Origin of the sequence: Pseudomonas sp. P1.8 (assembly GCF_001269805.1) — a bacterium.
Lineage (GTDB): Bacteria > Pseudomonadota > Gammaproteobacteria > Pseudomonadales > Pseudomonadaceae > Aquipseudomonas.
On the sequence record NZ_LHVM01000014.1, the window covers coordinates 232,893 to 251,942 of the forward strand.

The window sequence follows — 19,050 nt, forward strand, 5'->3', positions numbered from 1 at the left end:
GGGTGTCCGGAAGGGACATCCTTGCCGCGTGTTTTTTGCCTGAACCCGGCCTTGCTCTGCTCCAGCGGCAGCGTTTGATTGTGTGTTTCCAGACCGTACTCCCCTGCTCCGTGTACGGTACAAATGGAGATTGCATCATGCTGCTGCACCGCGTTGTCGCCCTCATCACCGGTTGGGTCCTGTGCTCGCAGGCCTTTGCAACCTCGACTCACTATCCGTTGACGCTAAAGAACTGCGGCAGCACGCTGACCTTCCAGCACGCCCCGACGCGTACCGTGACCATCGGCCAGGCCGGCACCGAAATGCTCTATGCCCTGGGGCTCGGCGACAAGGTCACGGGGACTTCCCTGTGGTTCAACGAGGTGCTGGGCCAGTACAAGACGCAGAACGACAGGATCGAGCGCCTGGCCGATAACGAACCGAGCTTCGAAGCCGTCATCGGCAAGCGGCCGGAACTGGTCGCTGTGGAACTTGAGTGGATGGTCGGCCCGCAAGGCGCTGTGGGTACCCGCGAACAATTTCACGAACTGAACATTCCAACCTACCTCCTGCCGTCCGATTGCGAAGCCAAGGACAACCTGGTCGGTGCCGACGGCACACGCCTGCAGCCCTTTCGCATCGACAGTATCTACAAGAGCGTCAGCCAGCTGGCAGAGATTTTCGATGTGCCCGAGCGCGGCCATCAACTCAATGCCGAACTCAAGGCCGGCCTTGCCCGGTCCGTCGCGTCAGTACAAAAAAAGGATTTGCGGCACACCAGCGCACTGGTCTGGTTCTCCAGCGCGGATATGGGCCTCGATCCCTATGTGGCCGGCCACAAGGGCATTGCCGATTTCATGCTCAAGTCCCTGGGCGTGCGCAATGTGGTGCAGTCCGATGAAGAATGGCCAACCGTAGGCTGGGAAACCATAGCCAAGGCCAACCCGACGTTTTTAGTGATTGCACGCATGGATCGCCGCCGTTTTTCGGCTGACGACTATCAAAAGAAGCTGGCGTTTTTGCGCAGCGATCCCGTCACCCGCAACATGGACGCGGTGAAAAACGACCGCATCATCATCCTTGATGCCCTGGCCCTGCAGGCCAGTGTCAGGATGTTCGATGGCGTCGAGCAATTGGCCAACGCCATCAACGGCTACGACTTGTCGAAATGACGGCGATCACAATTCGGGTCCTGTTGGCATTCGCCACGCTATTGATAGCAGTGATCGCCGGTGTGGCCATCGGTGAAACGGCAATAGCCCCAGGCGTGGTGTTTGAGGTATTGGCCAACAAGCTGTGGGCGGCGGGATACGTGCTTGATCCGATCGATGAAGGCATTGTCTGGAATTATCGCCTGACCCGTGCACTGGTAGCGGCCGCCTGCGGCGCAGGGCTTGCGACCTGCGGAGTGATCTTGCAATCGCTGCTGCGCAACCCCCTGGCGGACCCCTATCTATTGGGCATTTGTGCGGGCGCCTCGACCGGAGCGGTGCTGGTGGCACTGCTCGGCGTGGGCGCCGGAATGGTTTCGTTATCCGCGGGCGCCTTCAGCGGAGCCGTGACCGCTTTCGCCCTGGTCATATTACTGGCTCGGGTCAGCGGGCGTTCCAGCGGTACTGGCCAGATCATTCTGGCGGGCATCGCCGGTTCGCAGTTGTTCAACGCGCTGACGGCCTTTCTGATCACCAAGTCAGCCAGTTCCGAACAGGCGCGCGGGATCATGTTCTGGCTGCTCGGCAATCTGAGCGGTGTGCGTTGGCCGTCGGTAGGGCTGGCGGTGCCGGTTGCCGTGGCAGGTCTGGTGGTGTGCCTGTGGCACCGTCGGGCTCTGGATGCCTTCACCTTTGGCGTTGACTCGGCCGCATCGCTCGGCATACCGGTGCGTCGGGTGCAATTTCTGCTGATCGGCTGCGCCGCATTGGTGACCGCCGTGATCGTCTCGATTGTCGGCTCCATCGGGTTTGTCGGCCTGGTCATTCCCCACGCTGCGCGCCTGCTGCTGGGGACCGGACATGCTCGTCTGTTGCCCGCCAGTGCCCTGGGAGGGGCCGTGTTCCTGATCGCGGCCGATGTGCTGTCGCGCACCCTGATCAAGGGCCAGGTCATTCCCGTCGGCGTGATCACCGCATTGGTTGGCGCGCCGGTTTTCGCCCTGATCCTGATTGGCCGGAGAAACGCCCGATGAGTGCCACCTGCGTACTGAGCTGTAGCGGTCTGAGTTTCAAGGTGCGCGACGCCGGGTTACTGAGCGATATCGGCCTGGATGTCCACCAGGGTGAAACCCTGGGCATCGTCGGGCCGAATGGCTCGGGCAAATCCACCCTGCTGAAACTGCTCGCCGGTGTACGCCAACCCACCGCCGGCGAAGTTCGGCTGGCTGGCCAACGCCTGGGCGAACTGTCGCGTCGAAGCATCGCGCAAAGCCTGGCGGTGGTTGAGCAGCAGGCCGACACCGACGACGCGATCAGCGTGTTCGACGCCGTCGCGCTGGGGCGCACGCCCTGGTTGTCAGCCTTGACACCCTGGTCGAACGAAGACGCTGCCATCGTCCTGCAAGCCTTGCACGACGTCGATGCCATGCACCTGCGCACGCGCATTTGGGGCAGTCTCTCGGGGGGTGAACGCCAGCGTGTGCACATCGCCCGGGCACTGGCTCAGCGCCCCCGGATCCTGCTGCTCGACGAACCGACCAATCACCTCGACATCCAGCATCAGTTGATCATTTTGAAGGTGGTTCAATCGTTGCCGGTGACCACGTTGGTCGCGCTGCATGACCTGAACCAGGCGCTGACGTGTGATCGTTTGGCGGTGCTTGAGCGAGGGCGCCTGGTAGCGCTGGGCAAACCGCTCGACGTCCTGACCCCGCAACGCTTGCTGGACACCTTTGGGGTACACGCGCACTACCTGACGGACCCTTTCGATGGCGCGCAGATCCTGCGTTTGCGTTCTACCTGACTTTTATGGATTGCCGGCCCGGTCCACCTGGCTTTGACTTGGGCTCGAAGGTTGCCCTCACCGAGGAAACAGCAGCGTAATGGCGAACCGCCCTCCCCAGCCTTGCGCACCATCCTCAGGGGTGTCGAGCCAGTAACGCGGCCCTGCTTGCACCGTCAAGGGCTGGCCACCGATTTTCAACAACTGCGTCACAGTCAAATTGACCGGGACCGACCATTCGCGAGTTTGCCAGTTATAGGTCGACTCGGTGTTCACGCCGAACGTGGTCAGGGTGCTGGTGGTGTAGGAAAGGAAGGGTTGCAGGAAAGTCTGGTTGACCTTGTCCTTGCCATCGGGCGGGCTGCCGTCCAGGCCCCAGACATGATTGGCCAGAATCCCGTGTGTCCAGCCGTTGGCCTGCTTCAGGGCGACCGCCGTCGGGCCGATCCCCCATTGCTCATTGCCGAGCAACTCGTCGCTGCCGGTCGGAATCAAAACCGCCGGGCCGGCACCGAGTATCCAGCCGCTCTCCGTCGGCTGTTTCGGCGAGAAGAAAAAGCTCTGGGTGATGTCACCCACACCGGATCTGTCCGCCGCGCCATCAGGTGCCAGGCCGTGCTGGTCGATCACCGGCAAAATGGTGCGGGAAATGAGGTTCCACTCATCATTGAGAGTGAAAGGCAGCACCGGCTGGATATTGGTGACGCTGTGCATGCCGTCACCGGTCGGGCCGATTTTCTGATCCCAGTTGTACTGCACCGGCAGGCTGTACATCGCGGCCACCGGGTTGAGTGCTTTCCTGGCCAGTTCCGCCGAGTCCTCGGCATGGGCAGCGGGCATGAACCAAAGCATTAGCGCCAAAGTTGCACCGATGCCCTTGGATTGCTTGTCATTCCCCATGCCTGGTCACCTTGAGGTCAAGAGCACACCGCCGCCCCACAGGCTGTAGCGTTAGAGCTTGCCTGGATAGGACTGTGAACGTGCAAAGCGTAGGCAAAAGTCAGGGAAGTGCAATTTTCTGCAGGAAACCCGAGCAGTCATCCTGCGATCAACTGGCACGTTCCAGGGTGGAAAACAGGCTGACAAACTCCAATGAAAGCTTATGGCGAGGCGCCAGATGGATCATGGGCACCGACACTGCATGGGATTCACGCATTTTCACCGTGCTGCTCAGGTAATCCGGTAACACCGGCAAGCCTTCTGCCACCAACTCGTCGATCAGCGTCTGATGCAGGCTGGCTCGCGCCACGAACTGGTTGACCACCACCCCTTCCACGATCAACGACTCGTTATGGTCGGCGCGCAACTCGGCCACTTGCGCGATGACACTGTAGAGCCCCTGACGAGAAAAGCTGTCGCAATCGAATGGAATCAACACGCGCTCGGCGGCGATCAATGCGCTGAACGTATAGAAATTCAAGGACGGCGGCGTATCGATATAAATGCGCTCGTAATCTTCGCTAAGTTCTACCAGCAAACGACGCAGCTTGTTGATCTTGAATTTTGACTCCAGCTTCGACTGCAGGTCAGCAAGCTCGCGACTGGCCGTGACCAGATGCAGATTGTCATAGCGGGTCTCGGTGATGGCCACCCGATTCCTTTTGCTGGCCGGGCCACTGGACAGGGTTTGCTTGAAGAAGTCGGCGATCCCCATGGGGATGTCATCCCCGGTCAGCCCCGTCAGGTAGTGGGTCGAGTTTGCCTGTGGATCGAGATCCACCAGCAGCGTCCTGTAGCCTTCGGCAGCACTGACAGCCGCCAGATTGCAGGCGATGCTGGATTTGCCAACCCCGCCTTTTTGATTGAACACAGCTCGACGCATGAGACAGGCAGCCTGAGAAAAATCCTACATGGATCATAGGATTGAAATATTTCAGTAATATTTCTGCGCGACAATTTTGTTTCACTTTTAAGACAGCGGATGCCGGATCTGACCGCTGCGCCACAGCAGTTAACAAGCGACTTGCCTATATGGCAAAACAAGGAGGTCAACGATGCACTGTTCACTGGCTGAGATACGGCATCAGATTCTGGATGCCGAGTCCGTGTTGAAACGACTCGATATCGAGATGGAAGGGATCGAGTTTGATCCGCTGATACCCTCAAGCGTTACGGCTGCCTATGCCAAAGTCGATCGGGTGATTGAGCATCTGTTGGCGCGGTTCAAGGCGAACCCTATCCTGGGGCCTTTAATCAAAGAGCTGAAATCCCAGTACTCAGAAGCGATCCAGACCAGGGTAGCGAACGCCCTCAGGAGCGAGCAATGGTGAACAGTAACATTTACTTACAATTTCTCTATTTGCCAAAAACCTGCTTTGCAACTATAGATGATAGGTTACGCTCCTCGACCGGGCCAAGAGATGCCTAGCCTAAAAATGCGCATCAAATTTCCCGGTATTCCCGCCCTCGGTGCCTATGTTGCACTGGCTTGCCTCTTTGCGGTCGCATGGTTCATCAACCCTGCCCACACGCACTCATCCTTTGCATTGATGAGTCCAGTGAAGGCGGTGGCCAATCAAGTGGCCAAACCCATTTATACCAGCCGTTTCGCCTCCTCCGGGCTCGTGGACTTCGTGCATTCCTCGGCGGTCACGGCCTTGCCTGACGGAAGCTTGATGACCGTGTGGTTTGCCGGTTCTCGCGAAGGCGCCGCCGATGTGCAGGTGCGTTCGGCCCGTTTCGACGTGAAAACCGGCGAATGGGGTGCCGAACAGGTGTTGGCGACTCGGGAGTCAACCCAGCAGGGAACCCAACGCTATATCCGCAAACTGGGCAATCCGGTGATAGCACTCGCGCCGGATAATCGCCTGTGGTTGTTCTACGTTTCCGTGTCCATGGGCGGCTGGGCCGGCAGCGCGGTGAACGTGATGGTCTCCGACGACTTCGGCGAGCATTGGTCCGCTCCGCGCCAACTGATCACCTCGCCCTTTCTGAACATCAGTACCCTGGTGCGCTCGGCGCCGGTGTTTCATGCCGACGGCTCCATCGGCTTACCGGTCTACCACGAGTTTCTGGGCAAGTTTGCCGAGTATCTCTACCTGAGTGCAGACGGTGATGTGATCGACAAATATCGCATCAGCCACGGCAAAAACTCGTTGCAACCCACGGTAGTTCCGCTGGATGGGCAGCGCGGTATTGCCTTGCTGCGTTATGCCGGCAACACCCATCACCGCGTTCTGGCAACCCGCACCGAAGATGCCGGGCAAACCTGGAGCGAGCCTTATCCGCTCAACCCATGGAACCCCAATTCCTCGCTGGCGGCTGTTGCAACCCCCGAACACGGATTGTTGGTGGCGCTCAATGATTTGCAGGAGGGGCGTTACAAGCTCAGCCTTTATGGTACCGACGCGAAAATGGACGATTGGCGCTCGTTAGGTGATCTGGACAAGTCGCCTGATCCCGAAGGGGACCCGGTTTCACCCAAAGCCTACAAGGAAATCATGGGCAATGAGTTCCGCGGTTCCAGTGGTGCGCTTCGCCAACCGCTGGAGGCGCAGTTCCTGAAAAATCTCGACACCCGTGGCTGCAAGGTCCGGGGGTGCGAGTTTGAATATGAATACCCCTACTTCATCCGCAGTCCAGACGGCATGTATCACCTGGTCTATTCCTGGAACAACACTTTCATCAAGCACGTCACCTTCAACGAGGCGTGGCTTTCCGAGCGTCTCAAATGATCAGCCTTTGGCAAGCCCACCTCAGCTTCGCAATGATCGCCTTCCTCCTGCTGCCGGCGTTTGGCCTGAAACGGGCCTGGCGCATCGCATTACTGTTCGCCTTGCTGGGCGCCAGTTTCATACCCGTGGACGGATTGTCGCTGGCCACGTACCTGCGCAGCCATATCGATGACCTGGCGATTACCTCAATGGTGTTGATGGCCTGGTTCTGCTTGCGTCGGTTGGGCTTTTTGCCAGCGGCCCGGCAAGGGAAAACCTGCGTACTGATCCTGTTCGCCATCATGGCCCTGGTGCTGTACCCGGCAACCATGGGCCTGAGTGACCTGGACCCTTATCGGTTCGGCTACAGCCCGCGCCCGATGCTGATTTTCTTCGCCCTGCTCACCCTGGGCCTGTTTTACCTGCGCAACGGTCTTGCGGTCGTGATGCTGGCCACCGCGACGCTGGCCTTTATCGTCGGGATAAAACCTTCGCAGAACTATTGGGATTATCTGATCGATCCGTTGCTGGGTCTGTATTGCTGCGCCTCCCTGCTGATGCTTGCCACGCGCTGGGCATATGGTTTGCTGAGTAAAAAGCGCACTTCAGTGCCGAATCGACCCGCTTGATTCAACGACATTTTTAACAGGGGAACATTGATGGGTTGGCTGCATTCGAGACGGTTGCATTATTGGCTGGGCGCAACCGCGTGCCTGTTTGCGTTGTTCGCGTTGCTGCGGGTGGTGTTCTTCTTCGGCTTTTCCGGCTTCGACGTCAAAGCCCTGATCGGCGACGATGCCGTCCTTGAGACCCTGGGCATCGGCTTTCGTTTCGATCTGCGCCTGGCCATCCTGGTGACGCTACCGCTGGCGATACTGGCCTGGATTCCTCGCTGGAACCTGATCACCAGCCGCTTGCTGCGCCGAGTCGCGCGCCTGTATATCGTCATCGCCCTGAGCGCCCTGCTGCTGATCTACATCATCGATTTCGGGCACTACGCGTACCTGGGCATGAGGATCAACGCCACCGTCCTGCGTTTCCTCGAAGATGCGCAGATTTCCCGCGACATGGTCTGGCAAACCTACCCGGTTATCTGGATCTCCCTGGGTTGGCTGGCAACCGTCGCGTTGGTGACCTGGATTCTGGTACGCCTGGAACGCGTGACACTGGACCGTCGCAGCAGACCGATTCACCCGCTCTCCGCCACATGGGGGAGCGCATTGATGGTGATCCTGGTGTTGCTGGGCATTTTGGGTCGTGTCGAGAACATGAACCTGGAAAACCCTGTGCCGTTGCGCTGGAGCGATGCCTTTTTCTCGGGCAATAACCAGGTGGCTGCACTGGGGCTGAACCCGGTCATTTTCCTTTACGACACGCTTAAAGTCGGCCAGTCGCGCTATGACGAAGCGCAGGTGCGCGAGCATTACCCGGTCATGGCCAACTATCTGGGCGTCGACCAGCCCGACCCGAATACCCTCAATTTCGTCCGCCACCAAGCACCACAGCCCTACAAAGTACCGGGATCACGACCGCCGAACGTGATGTTCGTCATGCTTGAATCCCTGGGCACCAGCGCCGTCGGGGCCTACGGCAACCCGATCAATCCGACGCCCAATATCGATCGCCTGGCCACGCAGAGCTGGTTCTTCGAGCACTTCTATGTGCCGGTAACAGGTACTGCAAAAACCGTATGGGCGAGTATTACCGGAGTTCCTGACGTCACGCGTCAGGAGACTGCGACACGTAACCCATTGATCACCCGGCAGCACTCACTGGTCAATGCCTTCACCGGTTACGAGAAGATCTACACCATCGGCGGCAACTCCGGCTGGGCCAACATGAATGCGTTGATTCGCCAAAGCATCGACGGCATTCATCTCTATGAAGAGCGCGACTGGAAATCCCCTGTGGTGGATGTCTGGGGCATTTCGGATCTGGACCTGTTCAAGGAAACCGACCGGATCCTGCAAGCGCTGCCCAAGGACAAGCCCTTCTTTGCGTACGTACAGACGGCCGGTAACCATCGTCCGTTCACGATTCCCAAGACCAACGACGGGTTTGAGGTCAAGCACCCTACCCTCGAGGAAGTCCAGGCCGCAGGATCGCGCAGCGTCGAGCAATACAATGCCGTGCGCCTGCTGGACTTCAACATCGGCCGCCTGATGGAGATCGCCAAGGCCGGCGGCTATTACGACAACACGATTTTCGTGCTGTTTGGCGACCACAACACCCGCATCGCGCAGATCCCTTTCCTGGCGCCGGCTTATGAGCAGCTGGGCCTGGAAAGCAACGCAGTACCGATGATCATCCACGCCCCGGGCTTGCTCGGCACACGCAAGGTCGAGGAAGCGGTTGGCCTGGTGGACTTGCTGCCCACCGTGGCGGGCATGGCCGGGCTTGAGTTCCGCAACAGCGGCATGGGCCGTGACATCCAGCAGCCCGCACCCGAAGGTGAACGCGTGGTGCCGCTGGTATTGCGTGAAGGAACCTTCCCGTTGATCGCCGGTGTGACTCAACATTACATGGTGCAGATGGAACACGACGGCAGCTCGCCAACGCTCCACGACCTGGCTTCGAAAACGCCGCTGGACAACGTGGCAGCGCAAAATCCGGAAGAGTTCAAACGCCTGTCGGAATTGACCCGCGCCATGCATGAAACCTCACGGCTGATGCTGTACCAGAACGTGCGTCAGTAACTTCCCGCGACACCGCGCCCAGGGTTCTCCCAGGCGCGGCCCTCCTTGCCCTCCCCAAAAAAACTTGAAGGCCATCGCCTGCACCGAGGATTTCAATCCTCGGCGTCAGCCTGCGCCCCGCGCTTGAACACTCTCGAACCGGACCATCCGGACATTTGCCGACAGCACGCGTTTGTTAAAGCTTCCCATTTGAGTTCGATTCGTATTCCCAGCCAGAATACATATGCGTATGATAGCGATTCTCAAATAACACAAATTAAATGTGAGTTCGCATGTCCGCCACCGCCCTTCCGTGTTCACAAATCGCCGTTACCCCGCGCTCGCCTTTGGTCATGCGCCCTCTGGCTCTGGCAGTACACATGCTTGCAGCCGGTGTCGCTTTTTCTGCGCCCACTGTGCAGGCAGCGGAACAGACCGAGAACGGAAGCTCGGTGGTTCTCAACCCTATCGCGATCACCGAGACGGCCACCGCCGGGCAAGTCGGCGTTACCGAGGGCACCAACTCTTACACGACGGACGCCGCGCGCACGGCCACCCCGTTGAGCATGTCGCTGCGCGAAACACCGCAGTCAGTCAGCGTCGTCACCCAGCAGCGCATTCAAGACCAGGATCTGAAAACCATCCTCGACGTGGTCAACAATGCCACGGGCGTGTCGGTCAACCGCTACGAGACCAGCCGGGCACAGTTCAACGCCCGTGGCTTTGAGCTCAACTCTTTGATGATCGACGGTGTACCTACCATCTATGAACAGCCCTGGAGCTCGGGGGAGATTTTCAGCAGCCTGGCCATGTACGACCGCGTTGAAGTGGTCCGTGGCGCCAACGGCTTGATGACCGGTGCCGGCGATCCTTCCGCGTCCCTCAACATGGTGCGCAAGCGCGCCTACAGCACAGACCTTAAGGGTTCGCTCGAACTGAGCGCCGGTACCTGGGACACCTACGGCGTCGAAGCCGATGTGTCCACGGCGCTGAACTCCGAAGGCACCGTTCGTGCGCGACTGGTCGGGGAGACCAACGAGGGCGATACCTGGATCGACATGAACTCGAACAAGCGCCAGACCCTCTACGGCACCATGGACATCGACCTGACGCCCGACACCACATTGTGGTTCGGCTTGAGCCATCAGGAAAGCAACGCCGACTCGCCAATGTGGGGTGGCCTGCCCGTCTGGTACGCAGACGGCAGCCGCACCAACTGGAGCCGCTCGAAGACAACCTCCGCCAAGTGGAGCAAGTGGGACACCACCTACGACACCTACTTCGTCAATCTCGACCACACCTTCGCCAACAACTGGCAGGTCAACCTCAGCTACAACCGTGGCGAGCGCACTGGCGACTCGTCCTTGCTGTACCTCTCTGGCAATCCCGGCCAGAACGGCAGCTCCGGGATGTTTTCGTTCCCGGCGACCTACAAGACCGAGACCACCCAGGACGACTACGGTATCCGCTTCAACGGCCCGTTCTCGCTGTTGGGCCGTGAGCACGAAGTGGCCTTCGGTTACGTGGACAGCAAGCAGAAATTCGATGCCGATGCACTCAACGCGCAAACCGGCTTTGACGGTGTGGCCGACTTCGATGCCTACAAGGGTAATTTCCCGGAACCGATCTGGGGCCCGCGGACCGACTACGGCTATAGCGAAACCCGGCAGAAAGGGCTGTATGCGGCGACCCGCCTGAACGTCACCGATGATTTGAAAGTGATACTGGGTGCACGTGAGAGCTGGTACGAAAAGACCGCCGATGACGTCTTCTCGCAAGTGAGCAAGACCGATGTCGATCACGAACTGACCCCTTATGCAGGCGTCGTCTATGACCTCAACGACAACCTCTCGGCCTATGCCAGCTACACCGAAATCTTCCTGCCGCAGTCGGTACGCGACAGCAACGGGCAGGAACTGGACCCTATCGTTGGCCAGAGCAGTGAAATCGGCCTCAAGGGTGAATACTTCGATGGCCGCTTGAACGCCTCCGCTGCGATTTTCCAGATCAAGCAGGATAACCTGGGGCAGAATACTGGCGAGCTGATCGACCCTGAAAACCCGGTCGGCGGCTTCGCGTACGAGGCAAGCGAAGGTGCGACCAGTAAAGGTTTTGAGTTGGAAGTCTCGGGCGAACTCGCGACCGACTGGAATGCAACCGTGGGTTACACCCAGTTCACCGCCGACGATGCCAACGGCGACGACGTCAACACCCTGTACCCGACGAAGTTGTTGCGTACCTTCACCACTTACCGTCTGCCAGGTGTTTTCAACAAGTTGACGATCGGCGGCGGGGTCAACTGGCAAGACTCGATTTACACCTATGCCATCAATCCGGCCGGGAATTCAGAGAAGATCCAGCAGGATGCCTATGCGCTGGTCAACCTGATGGCGCGCTACGAGATTACCGAAAACCTCTCGGCTCAGGTCAACGCGGATAACGTCACCGACGAGAAGTACTTCGACATCTTCGATGCTTACGGCGCCCTCACCTACGGTGCACCGCGCAGCATTACGGCGTCGGCGAAGTATCGTTTCTAAGCCCCCACAAGCGCAAACGATGCAAAAACACGACACCGGCCTTGCGCCGGTGTTGTGCTTTGTGCTGATCGGAGTTTTTGCGCGTCAGTGAGAATCAGGCAACTTTGGATGTTATACTATATCAATTAAGTGCCCGATTAATCGGGGTTGATCTGCTCTCCTGCCAGCGACTTCTGAATGACTACCCACCAACGCCCTTCAACCAAAGCAAAATCAAGCCAGCGACTGTTGTCCATCGATGCCCTTCGGGGTCTGGTCATTCTTTTCATGTTGCTGGACCACGTGCGGGAGACGTTTTTCCTGCATCGCCAGGTTTCTGATCCAATGAACATCGATGCCACCGAGCCAACGTTGTTTTTCAGCCGGACCCTGGCCCATCTGTGCGCCCCGGTCTTCGTGCTGCTCACAGGCCTGTCCGCTTACCTGTTCGCAGAAAAGCACCAGGGTAAAAACGATGTGGCAGCCTTCCTGTTCAAACGCGGCCTGGTGCTGGTGCTACTGGAACTCACCCTGGTGAACTTTGCCTGGACGTTCCAGCTCCCTCCCACTGTGATCTATCTGCAGGTGATCTGGGCAATCGGTATCAGCATGATCGCGCTCGCCGTGCTGGTAAGGCTGCCTCGTTCGATTCTGTTTGCGATCGCGGTGATCATTATTGCCGGACACAACCTTCTCGACGCGTTGCACGTTGCGCAGGGTTCGCCGATGCATGGGGTTTGGGCGATTCTGCATGATCGCGGCTGGATCGAACTCTCGGACAGTGTCCGCCTGAGAACGTCGTATCCGGTATTGCCGTGGATCGGTGTAATCGCCTTGGGCTACTGCATTGGCCCTTGGTTCACCGACTCCGCCTCCCCTGAACAACGCCAGCGAAAACTATGGCTGGCAGGTGTTGGCGCCCTGCTCGGTTTCTTCGCACTGCGTTTGCTCAATGGTTATGGCGAAGCGCACTGGATGAGTTACGACAACACCACACTCACGCTGATGAGCTTTTTCAACATCACCAAATACCCGCCTTCGCTGCTGTTCCTCGCCCTGACCCTGGGAATGGGCCTGTTGCTGCTCCTGAGTTTCGAGCGCAGTCGCCAGCGACAGTGGATCAGCGTTCTGGCCGTGTTCGGTGCCGCGCCGATGTTCTTTTACATCCTGCACTTGTATGTACTTAAAGTGCTGTACCTGGCCTGCGTAGCGACATTCGGTTTGAATCAGGGCAGCTACTGCGGCTTTGATGGAATCCGGGGAGTCTGGTTGATGGCTGTAATACTCGCCTTGGCGCTTTATTGGCCGGTGCGCTGGTTTGCTGCACTGAAGGCGCGCCGTCGCGACATCACCTGGCTCAAGTACTTCTAAAGAGCGCAGAAAGCAAAAGCGACCTTTCTGATACAGGCCTGTGTCGCCTGCACAAAAAGGTCGCCAATGATCAAACGCTGAGCAAACCCGCAAGGCTTACCCGCAGAACGGCCTTAGCAGGCGCCAGCGACTGCGCCCTGAGCAGTAACAGAGGTGCCCTGTTGTTTCGCCCGCTGCGTCAATGCCAGCATCGTCAGGAAACCGAACACAATCAGTACCGGATAGGCCATCAACAGTTCCGAAAGGGAATACTTCCATGCCAGAGGACGCCCCACACCCAGCATGGCGGCATACATCCAGGACACTGCCGACAAAGAACCGCAGGCCAATGCCAGCATCCGTGCGCTGAATCCGAGATCGAGCAAAGAGCCTGCCTTTTGCAGTGCAGGCAATACCAGGCGATGCAGCAACACGCCGTTGTAGCTCAGTAGCGCGACAATAATCACCTTGGCTTGAAGCTTGGGATTGGCAAAGTAATCGATGCCTTTTTCCAGGTAATCAATACCAATGATAGCGATGCCCGTTACCCACAGCGTGATCAGTGCAACGATGACAGATTTCTGAAGACTCTCCATGTGTGCATTATCATGTTCAGTCAACAACTTCCGTTTCAACAGGTCTCGCACCATCGCGATATCACTGGTCAATACCAAACCGATGGCAACACAACACGCCAGCAAATGAGCGTAAACAACGCCCAGGCGTACGAACTCCATCAATTCTTTATTTTCGAGCAGGCTCATAATTGTATTTATCGCCACGGTATTTTCTCCACCTTATTGCACAGTACAGATCGATAGCTAACAGGTTTTTTATTAATTAATACCTGCACGACCTTACTTATATAAGATAAGCCAAATCATGGATTTGACACGGTTAGTACCGTTGATTTGCCTGCAAAATCAACGATAGACGGGTCACTGCCTCCTGAATTTCAGATAAAAAACGCCCATCTGCAACTCAATGCCTATGCGGTTCAATTTCCACTTTTAGTCGCAACTGCTGGGGCAAGCCATGGATGACCTGCTGCTGAATCAGAGGCCACAATCGCAGCTTTGTTCATTTTCTGATCAGGCGACCGACAAACGGTGGAAAGATTCAATCTATCTGCAACGAAACTAACGATCCAACTTTTCCGCAAACCCTTATGACCACTGGGCTGCTTGCTTACATGAACTTCAACATTGACTTCATTGGATCCATTAGTTGATGTTCGGCAGACAGGATTCGAAATAGCGAGCAGCGCCCATTTCGCTTCGACCCTATTAAATAATCATACTATTCATCTTGAGGGTTGGTTGTTCTATCCTTGCATCGAACCCACAACGCCGGACATCGAGATGCCTGACCCGCAAACCACCCTCCTCCAAACCTGGCACCACAACGCCCACGCCTGGATCGAAGCGATCCGCAGCGGCGCCATCGCCAGCCGCCAGCAAGTCACCGACCAGGCCATTGTGTTTGCAGTGCTGGGCTGTCAACCCGAGCGTGTACTTGACCTGGGGTGCGGCGAAGGTTGGCTGTTGCGTGCGCTGGCTGAACGGGGTTTTACAGTCGTCGGTGTGGACGGTGACGCGACACTGGTCGAGGCGGCGCGCATGGCGGGTTCTTCTGCGGTGCACCTGGCAAGCTATGAAGCCCTGGTCGAGACGACAGTGGATATCGGTCGCGACTACGACCTGATCTGTGCCAACTTTGCCCTGCTGCATCAGGACATCATTGCGCTACTCGCCGCGATGAATGCCCTCCTTGTTCCCGGCGGCACGTTGCTGATCCAGACATTGCATCCGTGGACCGTTGCAGCGGGCGACTATCAGGACGGTTGGCGGGAAGAAACCTTCGCCGGGTTCGCGGGCCAGTGGCAACCGATGCCCTGGTACTTTCGCAGTTTGTCGAGTTGGCTCAATGCGCTGGACATGGCCGGATTTCAGCTGACCGCTTTGCAGGAGCCGCAGCATCCGCAAAGCCCGATGCCGCAGTCATTGTTGCTAAAGGCCGAACGACGGGGTTGAGTGCTGCAGACAAGCCGCCTGCAGTCACATCTACGACAGCCGGCGCCCCCCCTCCCACCGTCCATCGGAAAAGCCCCTCAACCTGTTATTTCTGACAGTAGCCAGCCCACGCCCTGCACGCCTTAAATACCTCCACTCGCGCCCCTCTTCCTTCGCGACAGGAGTTCCCGCCATGCTCGTTCAACCGTCGAAAACCCCCGCCCCTCTGGCCCTGCGTGATCCGAACATCCCCGGTCGCACCGAACCGCAATGGCCTTCCGGCGAATGGGGCATCAACCGCGCCGCCGCCCAGGACAACTACCCCGGCAAGGGTTTGAAGGTGGAAATTCTGGAGTGGTCCACCCAAGGCCTGGGCGACAAGGTCGAATTGTTGCTCAACGGCACGACTGTGGTCGACCAACACACCCTGACGGACGCTACGGAAATCGGCCAACCTGTCATCCTGTGGGTCGCGTCGCATCGTTGGCAAACCGGCTCTCACACGTTGAGCTACCGGGTGACCCGGCTCAATCAACAGGCCGAAACCCTAACCCCGCCCGTCAAGCTCTACGTCAAATTCGAACTGCCCGGCGGCCAGGACCTCGACCCGGGGTACGGCCATTCCGAGTTGTTCATGTACATCCCGCAGGAGATCGTCGACGGCGGCGTGGACAAGGAAACCGCTGAGCAGGGCGTGCCCATTGTCATTCGCGCCGAATCCGGCAACGGCAGCCCTTACCCCGACGCCGCCGTGGGGGATGTGATCAAAGTGAGTTGGGGCGGGAAGTACCAGTATTCCGACCCGCTGACGGCACTACAGATCAGCGACCCGGCCAACAACCCGATTTTGATTACCATCACCAAAGACACCATCGAGGCGGCAGGCGACTCCGACAGTGCGGGCCTGGCCGTGAGCTTCATCGTGCACGACCTGGTGAACAACGAGGCAGAGGACTGGTGCAAGGAAACCCGCATCGTTGTTGCCACCGATATCAGCCTGCTGCCCGCCGCGATCGTCGAGGAGACGCAGAACAACGTACTTGATCTTGAGAAACTGGGTGACGCCGACGTCACGGTTCAGGTGTGGGGCACTTCACCGCCTTTTGAGTCGAACGATGAAATCGTTGTGAAGTTGCGTGGCACCACCCTCGAAGGCGAGGCTGTCGAAGTCACCACCGACCCGCAAACCGTCAACAACCTGCCGCACGTTTACGAGTTCGAAGTCGACAATGCGCAGGTGCGCAAACTGGCGAAAACCCAGGCCATCTTCTCTTATCAAGTGACCCGCGCCGGCAGCCCCGACCCTCTGCGCTCCAAAGGGCGGTTTGTCCAGGTCGTGGGCGAGGCCACCCGCCTGGCCGCGCCGATTGCCGACGATGCACAGCACGGCAGCCTCGACCCCGATCTGACCAACATCCGCATCCGCATTCCGTTTGATCCGCTGATTGTGCTCGGTTCGGCGATCGAACTCATCTGGTTCGGCACCCGTCCCGATAACAGCAGCTATCAACCGGCCCTGGAGTGGTTCTTTCCGAACAAAGAGGAGGCCGAAGACCCGGCGGGTTTTACCATCCTCGTCGAGGGCAAACACCTCAAGACCCTCAAAGGGGGCAAGCTGGACCTTTCGTACAACCTGCTGATTGACGAGGACGGCGAGATCGTCCGCCGTGGTTCACGGCCCGCCGCCCAGCTGCTCGTCGGCGAGCCGCAATTCGAGCTGGTCAAACCCATTGTCCTCGGCGAAAAGGACGGTGCCCTGGAGCCTGCCGACCTGGCCAACGGCACCAGCCAACTGACCGCCCCGCGTCCCACCGCAACGCCGACCAAATCCGGCGACAAGGTAACCTACACCTGGGTCGGCGAGGTCAGCGGCAAGACCGAAGACACGATTGACATCAATGCGCTGAACGCCGACAAGAATGTGCCCTTCAACCTGAGCGCCGCCTTTGTCGCCCAGCACATCGAAGCCAACCGCGGCAAGAACATCACCGCCAGCTATCGCATCTGGCGCAAGGAGAGCGATACAACCAGTTATTCAAATCCGTTGGAATTTTTGGTCGGTCAGGCGTTCAAGCTGGAAACCCCGCCCGGCATCAAACAAGCCGAAGCCGATGGGAAAACCTTGCAGCCCCTCAAGGCCAAGGACGCACTGACCGCCGTCATTCCTCAGGCGGGTCTGCTGCCCAGCGACCTGCTGAGCGTGACCTGGAAGGGCGCGGCGGGCACCGCGGCGGGCGGTTCGCACACCACTCAAGCCAAGCCGGTCAGCGAAACCGGCTTTGAAGTCGCCCTGCCGGTCAGCGTGCTCGCCTTCAACCTGAGCAAAACAGTCACCCTCACCTTCACCATCACCCGCAACGGCAAGGCCCACCCGTCCCCGGCCCGGTTGCTGAACGTCGGCACCTTGCCGCTGACCTCGCTGAACTCGCCGAAAATCACCGACGCCGATGCCAATGATGTGCTGGATCTCTCAACGCTGGGCAGCAAAAACGTCATCATCCACGCGCTGGACTGGCCGTTGATGGCGATCGGTCAGCACGTGTGGATGAGCCTGGCCGGGTTCAAGGCCGGCGGTGGCGCCCATGATCTCGTCATCTGGGCAGGTGGCGCCAGTTACGTCAACGGCACGTGGTTCGAACAAGGGTTCTGGGAAAAATGGGTAATCAACAGCTACTTTAAGGAACTGGCCCATGACAGCAAACTGACGCTGAGCTTCAAGGCCGCGCTGGATAAAAGCAACAAAGTGGAAAATGCGCTGACGTTTAAGGATCAGGTGTACACGATCAAGGCTGTCGCGATTGTGACCCCGACCATTACCGAGGTGAAAGACCCCAAAGGCAAACCGGTGCCTCACGGCAGTACCACGGTGGAAACCAGCGTGACTCTGAGCGGCATGGCGAGCAAAGGGCTTGAGGTGGAGATCTTCGATGGCACCACTACCAAGGGCAAGGCGCCCGTTGACCCGGTGACGGGAATATGGAGCCGGACGGTAACCGGGCTCACTCCAGTCGGGCACAGTTTTACCGCCAAGGCGTTATACGGCGCGGGCGCCTCGTCAGCTGCACGAACCTTGACGGTAGTGCCGGTTGTTACCCCGACCATTACCGAGGTGAAAGATCTCAAAGGCAAACCGGTGCCTCACGGCAGTACGACGGTGGAAACCAGCGTGACCCTGAGCGGCTTGGCGAGCAAAGGGCTGGAGGTGGAGATCTTCGATGACACCACTACCAAGGGCAAGGCACCCGTTGACCCGGTGACGGGAATATGGAGCCGGACGGTAACCGGGCTCACTCCAGTCGGGCACAGTTTTACCGCCAAGGCGTTATATGGAAGTGACGTCTCTTCGGCGGAGTGGCGTATTACAGTATTGGCGATGTATGACCGTATCTCGACTTTTACCAACTTTGACTGGGATGGCTGGTACGACGAGAACAACTATACGAGGATTGCCAAGGTCGGTGATGAATACTTTGTAGAGAGTTATACGGATAGTGACGCTGAGCAAGTAAGTGTAAGAAAAGAAATTTCTTCATCCGCCAACGCCACCTACGAAATTAGCGTAGATATTTTTTGGACAACAACAAGACCAGAACTGACAGAACTTACACTATTTGTAGAAGGCCACCGGATTTTCAATGAAAAACTACCAGAACAAGGAGGTAGCTGGAAAAAGATATCAGCAACGACTCAAAATATTGAGAGCTCCACCCCAAGCATACAAGTATACTTAGTAGCCTATTATGGAACCGCAAGAGTAGACAATATTCACATAAAGCAAATCGCATGAATAATTATTAAAATCAACGCTGGAAAATTCCGTGAAAGGTGTCTAAAAGTTGTACAACGTGAACACCTGCTTCAACCTCAAAACGCTCGCGGCACACCGCTTCGGGCGTTTTACAATACGTACACTATGTCGTGAATATCG

The 19,050-nt window shown here is 57.9% G+C and carries 14 protein-coding genes; 11 read left to right on the forward strand and 3 right to left on the reverse strand.

The annotated features are described in order from the left end of the window. Positions 1-137 precede the first annotated feature (137 nt). From AD668_RS15545 to AD668_RS15555, 3 genes are read left to right on the forward strand one after another with little or no spacing between them, the layout of a single operon-like run. The gene (locus AD668_RS15545; RefSeq protein WP_053160267.1) at positions 138-1,151 is read left to right on the forward strand and encodes an ABC transporter substrate-binding protein; all 1,014 of its coding nucleotides are present in this window, start codon (positions 138-140) and stop codon (positions 1,149-1,151) included. Further along, positions 1,148-2,164 (forward strand): iron ABC transporter permease, encoded by a 1,017-nt coding sequence (locus AD668_RS15550; RefSeq protein WP_053160269.1) that lies wholly within the window; start codon positions 1,148-1,150, stop codon positions 2,162-2,164. Before AD668_RS15545 ends, AD668_RS15550 begins: the two co-directional genes overlap by 4 nt. Further along, positions 2,161-2,934, forward strand: a complete 774-nt coding sequence (locus AD668_RS15555; RefSeq protein ID WP_053160271.1) for an ABC transporter ATP-binding protein — start codon at positions 2,161-2,163, stop codon at positions 2,932-2,934. The genes AD668_RS15550 and AD668_RS15555 overlap by 4 nt, the downstream gene beginning before the upstream one ends. A 57-nt stretch (positions 2,935-2,991) precedes the next feature. On the opposite strand, the gene AD668_RS15560 is transcribed toward AD668_RS15555, so the two are convergent. Together AD668_RS15560 and AD668_RS15565 are read right to left on the reverse strand one after the other, a co-directional pair. After that, on the reverse strand, positions 2,992-3,765 hold the full coding sequence (locus tag AD668_RS15560; protein WP_156322353.1) for a transporter: 774 nt from the start codon (positions 3,763-3,765) through the stop codon (positions 2,992-2,994). Positions 3,766-3,961: 196 nt separating this feature from the next. Further along, on the reverse strand, positions 3,962-4,735 hold the full coding sequence (locus tag AD668_RS15565) for a ParA family protein (RefSeq protein ID WP_053160274.1): 774 nt from the start codon (positions 4,733-4,735) through the stop codon (positions 3,962-3,964). Between the two features lie 172 nt (positions 4,736-4,907). On the opposite strand from AD668_RS15565, the gene AD668_RS15570 reads away from it, so the two are divergent. From AD668_RS15570 to AD668_RS15595, 6 genes are all read left to right on the forward strand, one after another. Next, on the forward strand, positions 4,908-5,183 hold the full coding sequence (locus AD668_RS15570) for a hypothetical protein (protein WP_053160275.1): 276 nt from the start codon (positions 4,908-4,910) through the stop codon (positions 5,181-5,183). 105 nt (positions 5,184-5,288) lie between these two features. Then, positions 5,289-6,587, forward strand: a complete 1,299-nt coding sequence (locus AD668_RS15575; RefSeq protein ID WP_172681828.1) for an exo-alpha-sialidase — start codon at positions 5,289-5,291, stop codon at positions 6,585-6,587. Continuing rightward, entirely contained in the window at positions 6,584-7,195 is a 612-nt protein-coding gene (locus AD668_RS15580) for a hypothetical protein (protein WP_053160279.1), read from the forward strand. Before AD668_RS15575 ends, AD668_RS15580 begins: the two co-directional genes overlap by 4 nt. A 30-nt stretch (positions 7,196-7,225) precedes the next feature. Then, the gene (locus AD668_RS15585) at positions 7,226-9,262 is read left to right on the forward strand and encodes an LTA synthase family protein (RefSeq protein WP_053160281.1); all 2,037 of its coding nucleotides are present in this window, start codon (positions 7,226-7,228) and stop codon (positions 9,260-9,262) included. A gap of 272 nt (positions 9,263-9,534) precedes the next feature. Beyond that, complete coding sequence (locus tag AD668_RS15590) at positions 9,535-11,781, forward strand: TonB-dependent siderophore receptor (RefSeq protein WP_053160283.1); 2,247 nt, start codon at positions 9,535-9,537, stop codon at positions 11,779-11,781. Positions 11,782-11,958: 177 nt separating this feature from the next. Continuing rightward, positions 11,959-13,131 carry a DUF1624 domain-containing protein gene (locus tag AD668_RS15595; protein ID WP_053160286.1) on the forward strand — a complete coding sequence of 391 codons (1,173 nt, stop codon included), beginning with the start codon at positions 11,959-11,961 and terminating at the stop codon, positions 13,129-13,131. 113 nt (positions 13,132-13,244) lie between these two features. Here AD668_RS15595 and AD668_RS15600 read toward each other — a convergent pair whose 3' ends face one another. Continuing rightward, the gene (locus AD668_RS15600; RefSeq protein ID WP_053160288.1) at positions 13,245-13,892 is read right to left on the reverse strand and encodes a hypothetical protein; all 648 of its coding nucleotides are present in this window, start codon (positions 13,890-13,892) and stop codon (positions 13,245-13,247) included. 579 nt (positions 13,893-14,471) lie between these two features. On the opposite strand from AD668_RS15600, the gene AD668_RS15605 reads away from it, so the two are divergent. Continuing rightward, on the forward strand, positions 14,472-15,143 hold the full coding sequence (locus AD668_RS15605) for a bifunctional 2-polyprenyl-6-hydroxyphenol methylase/3-demethylubiquinol 3-O-methyltransferase UbiG (RefSeq protein WP_053160428.1): 672 nt from the start codon (positions 14,472-14,474) through the stop codon (positions 15,141-15,143). A gap of 319 nt (positions 15,144-15,462) precedes the next feature. Beyond that, positions 15,463-18,909 (forward strand): hypothetical protein, encoded by a 3,447-nt coding sequence (locus tag AD668_RS15610; RefSeq protein ID WP_156322350.1) that lies wholly within the window; start codon positions 15,463-15,465, stop codon positions 18,907-18,909. The last annotated feature ends 141 nt before the right edge of the window (positions 18,910-19,050 follow it).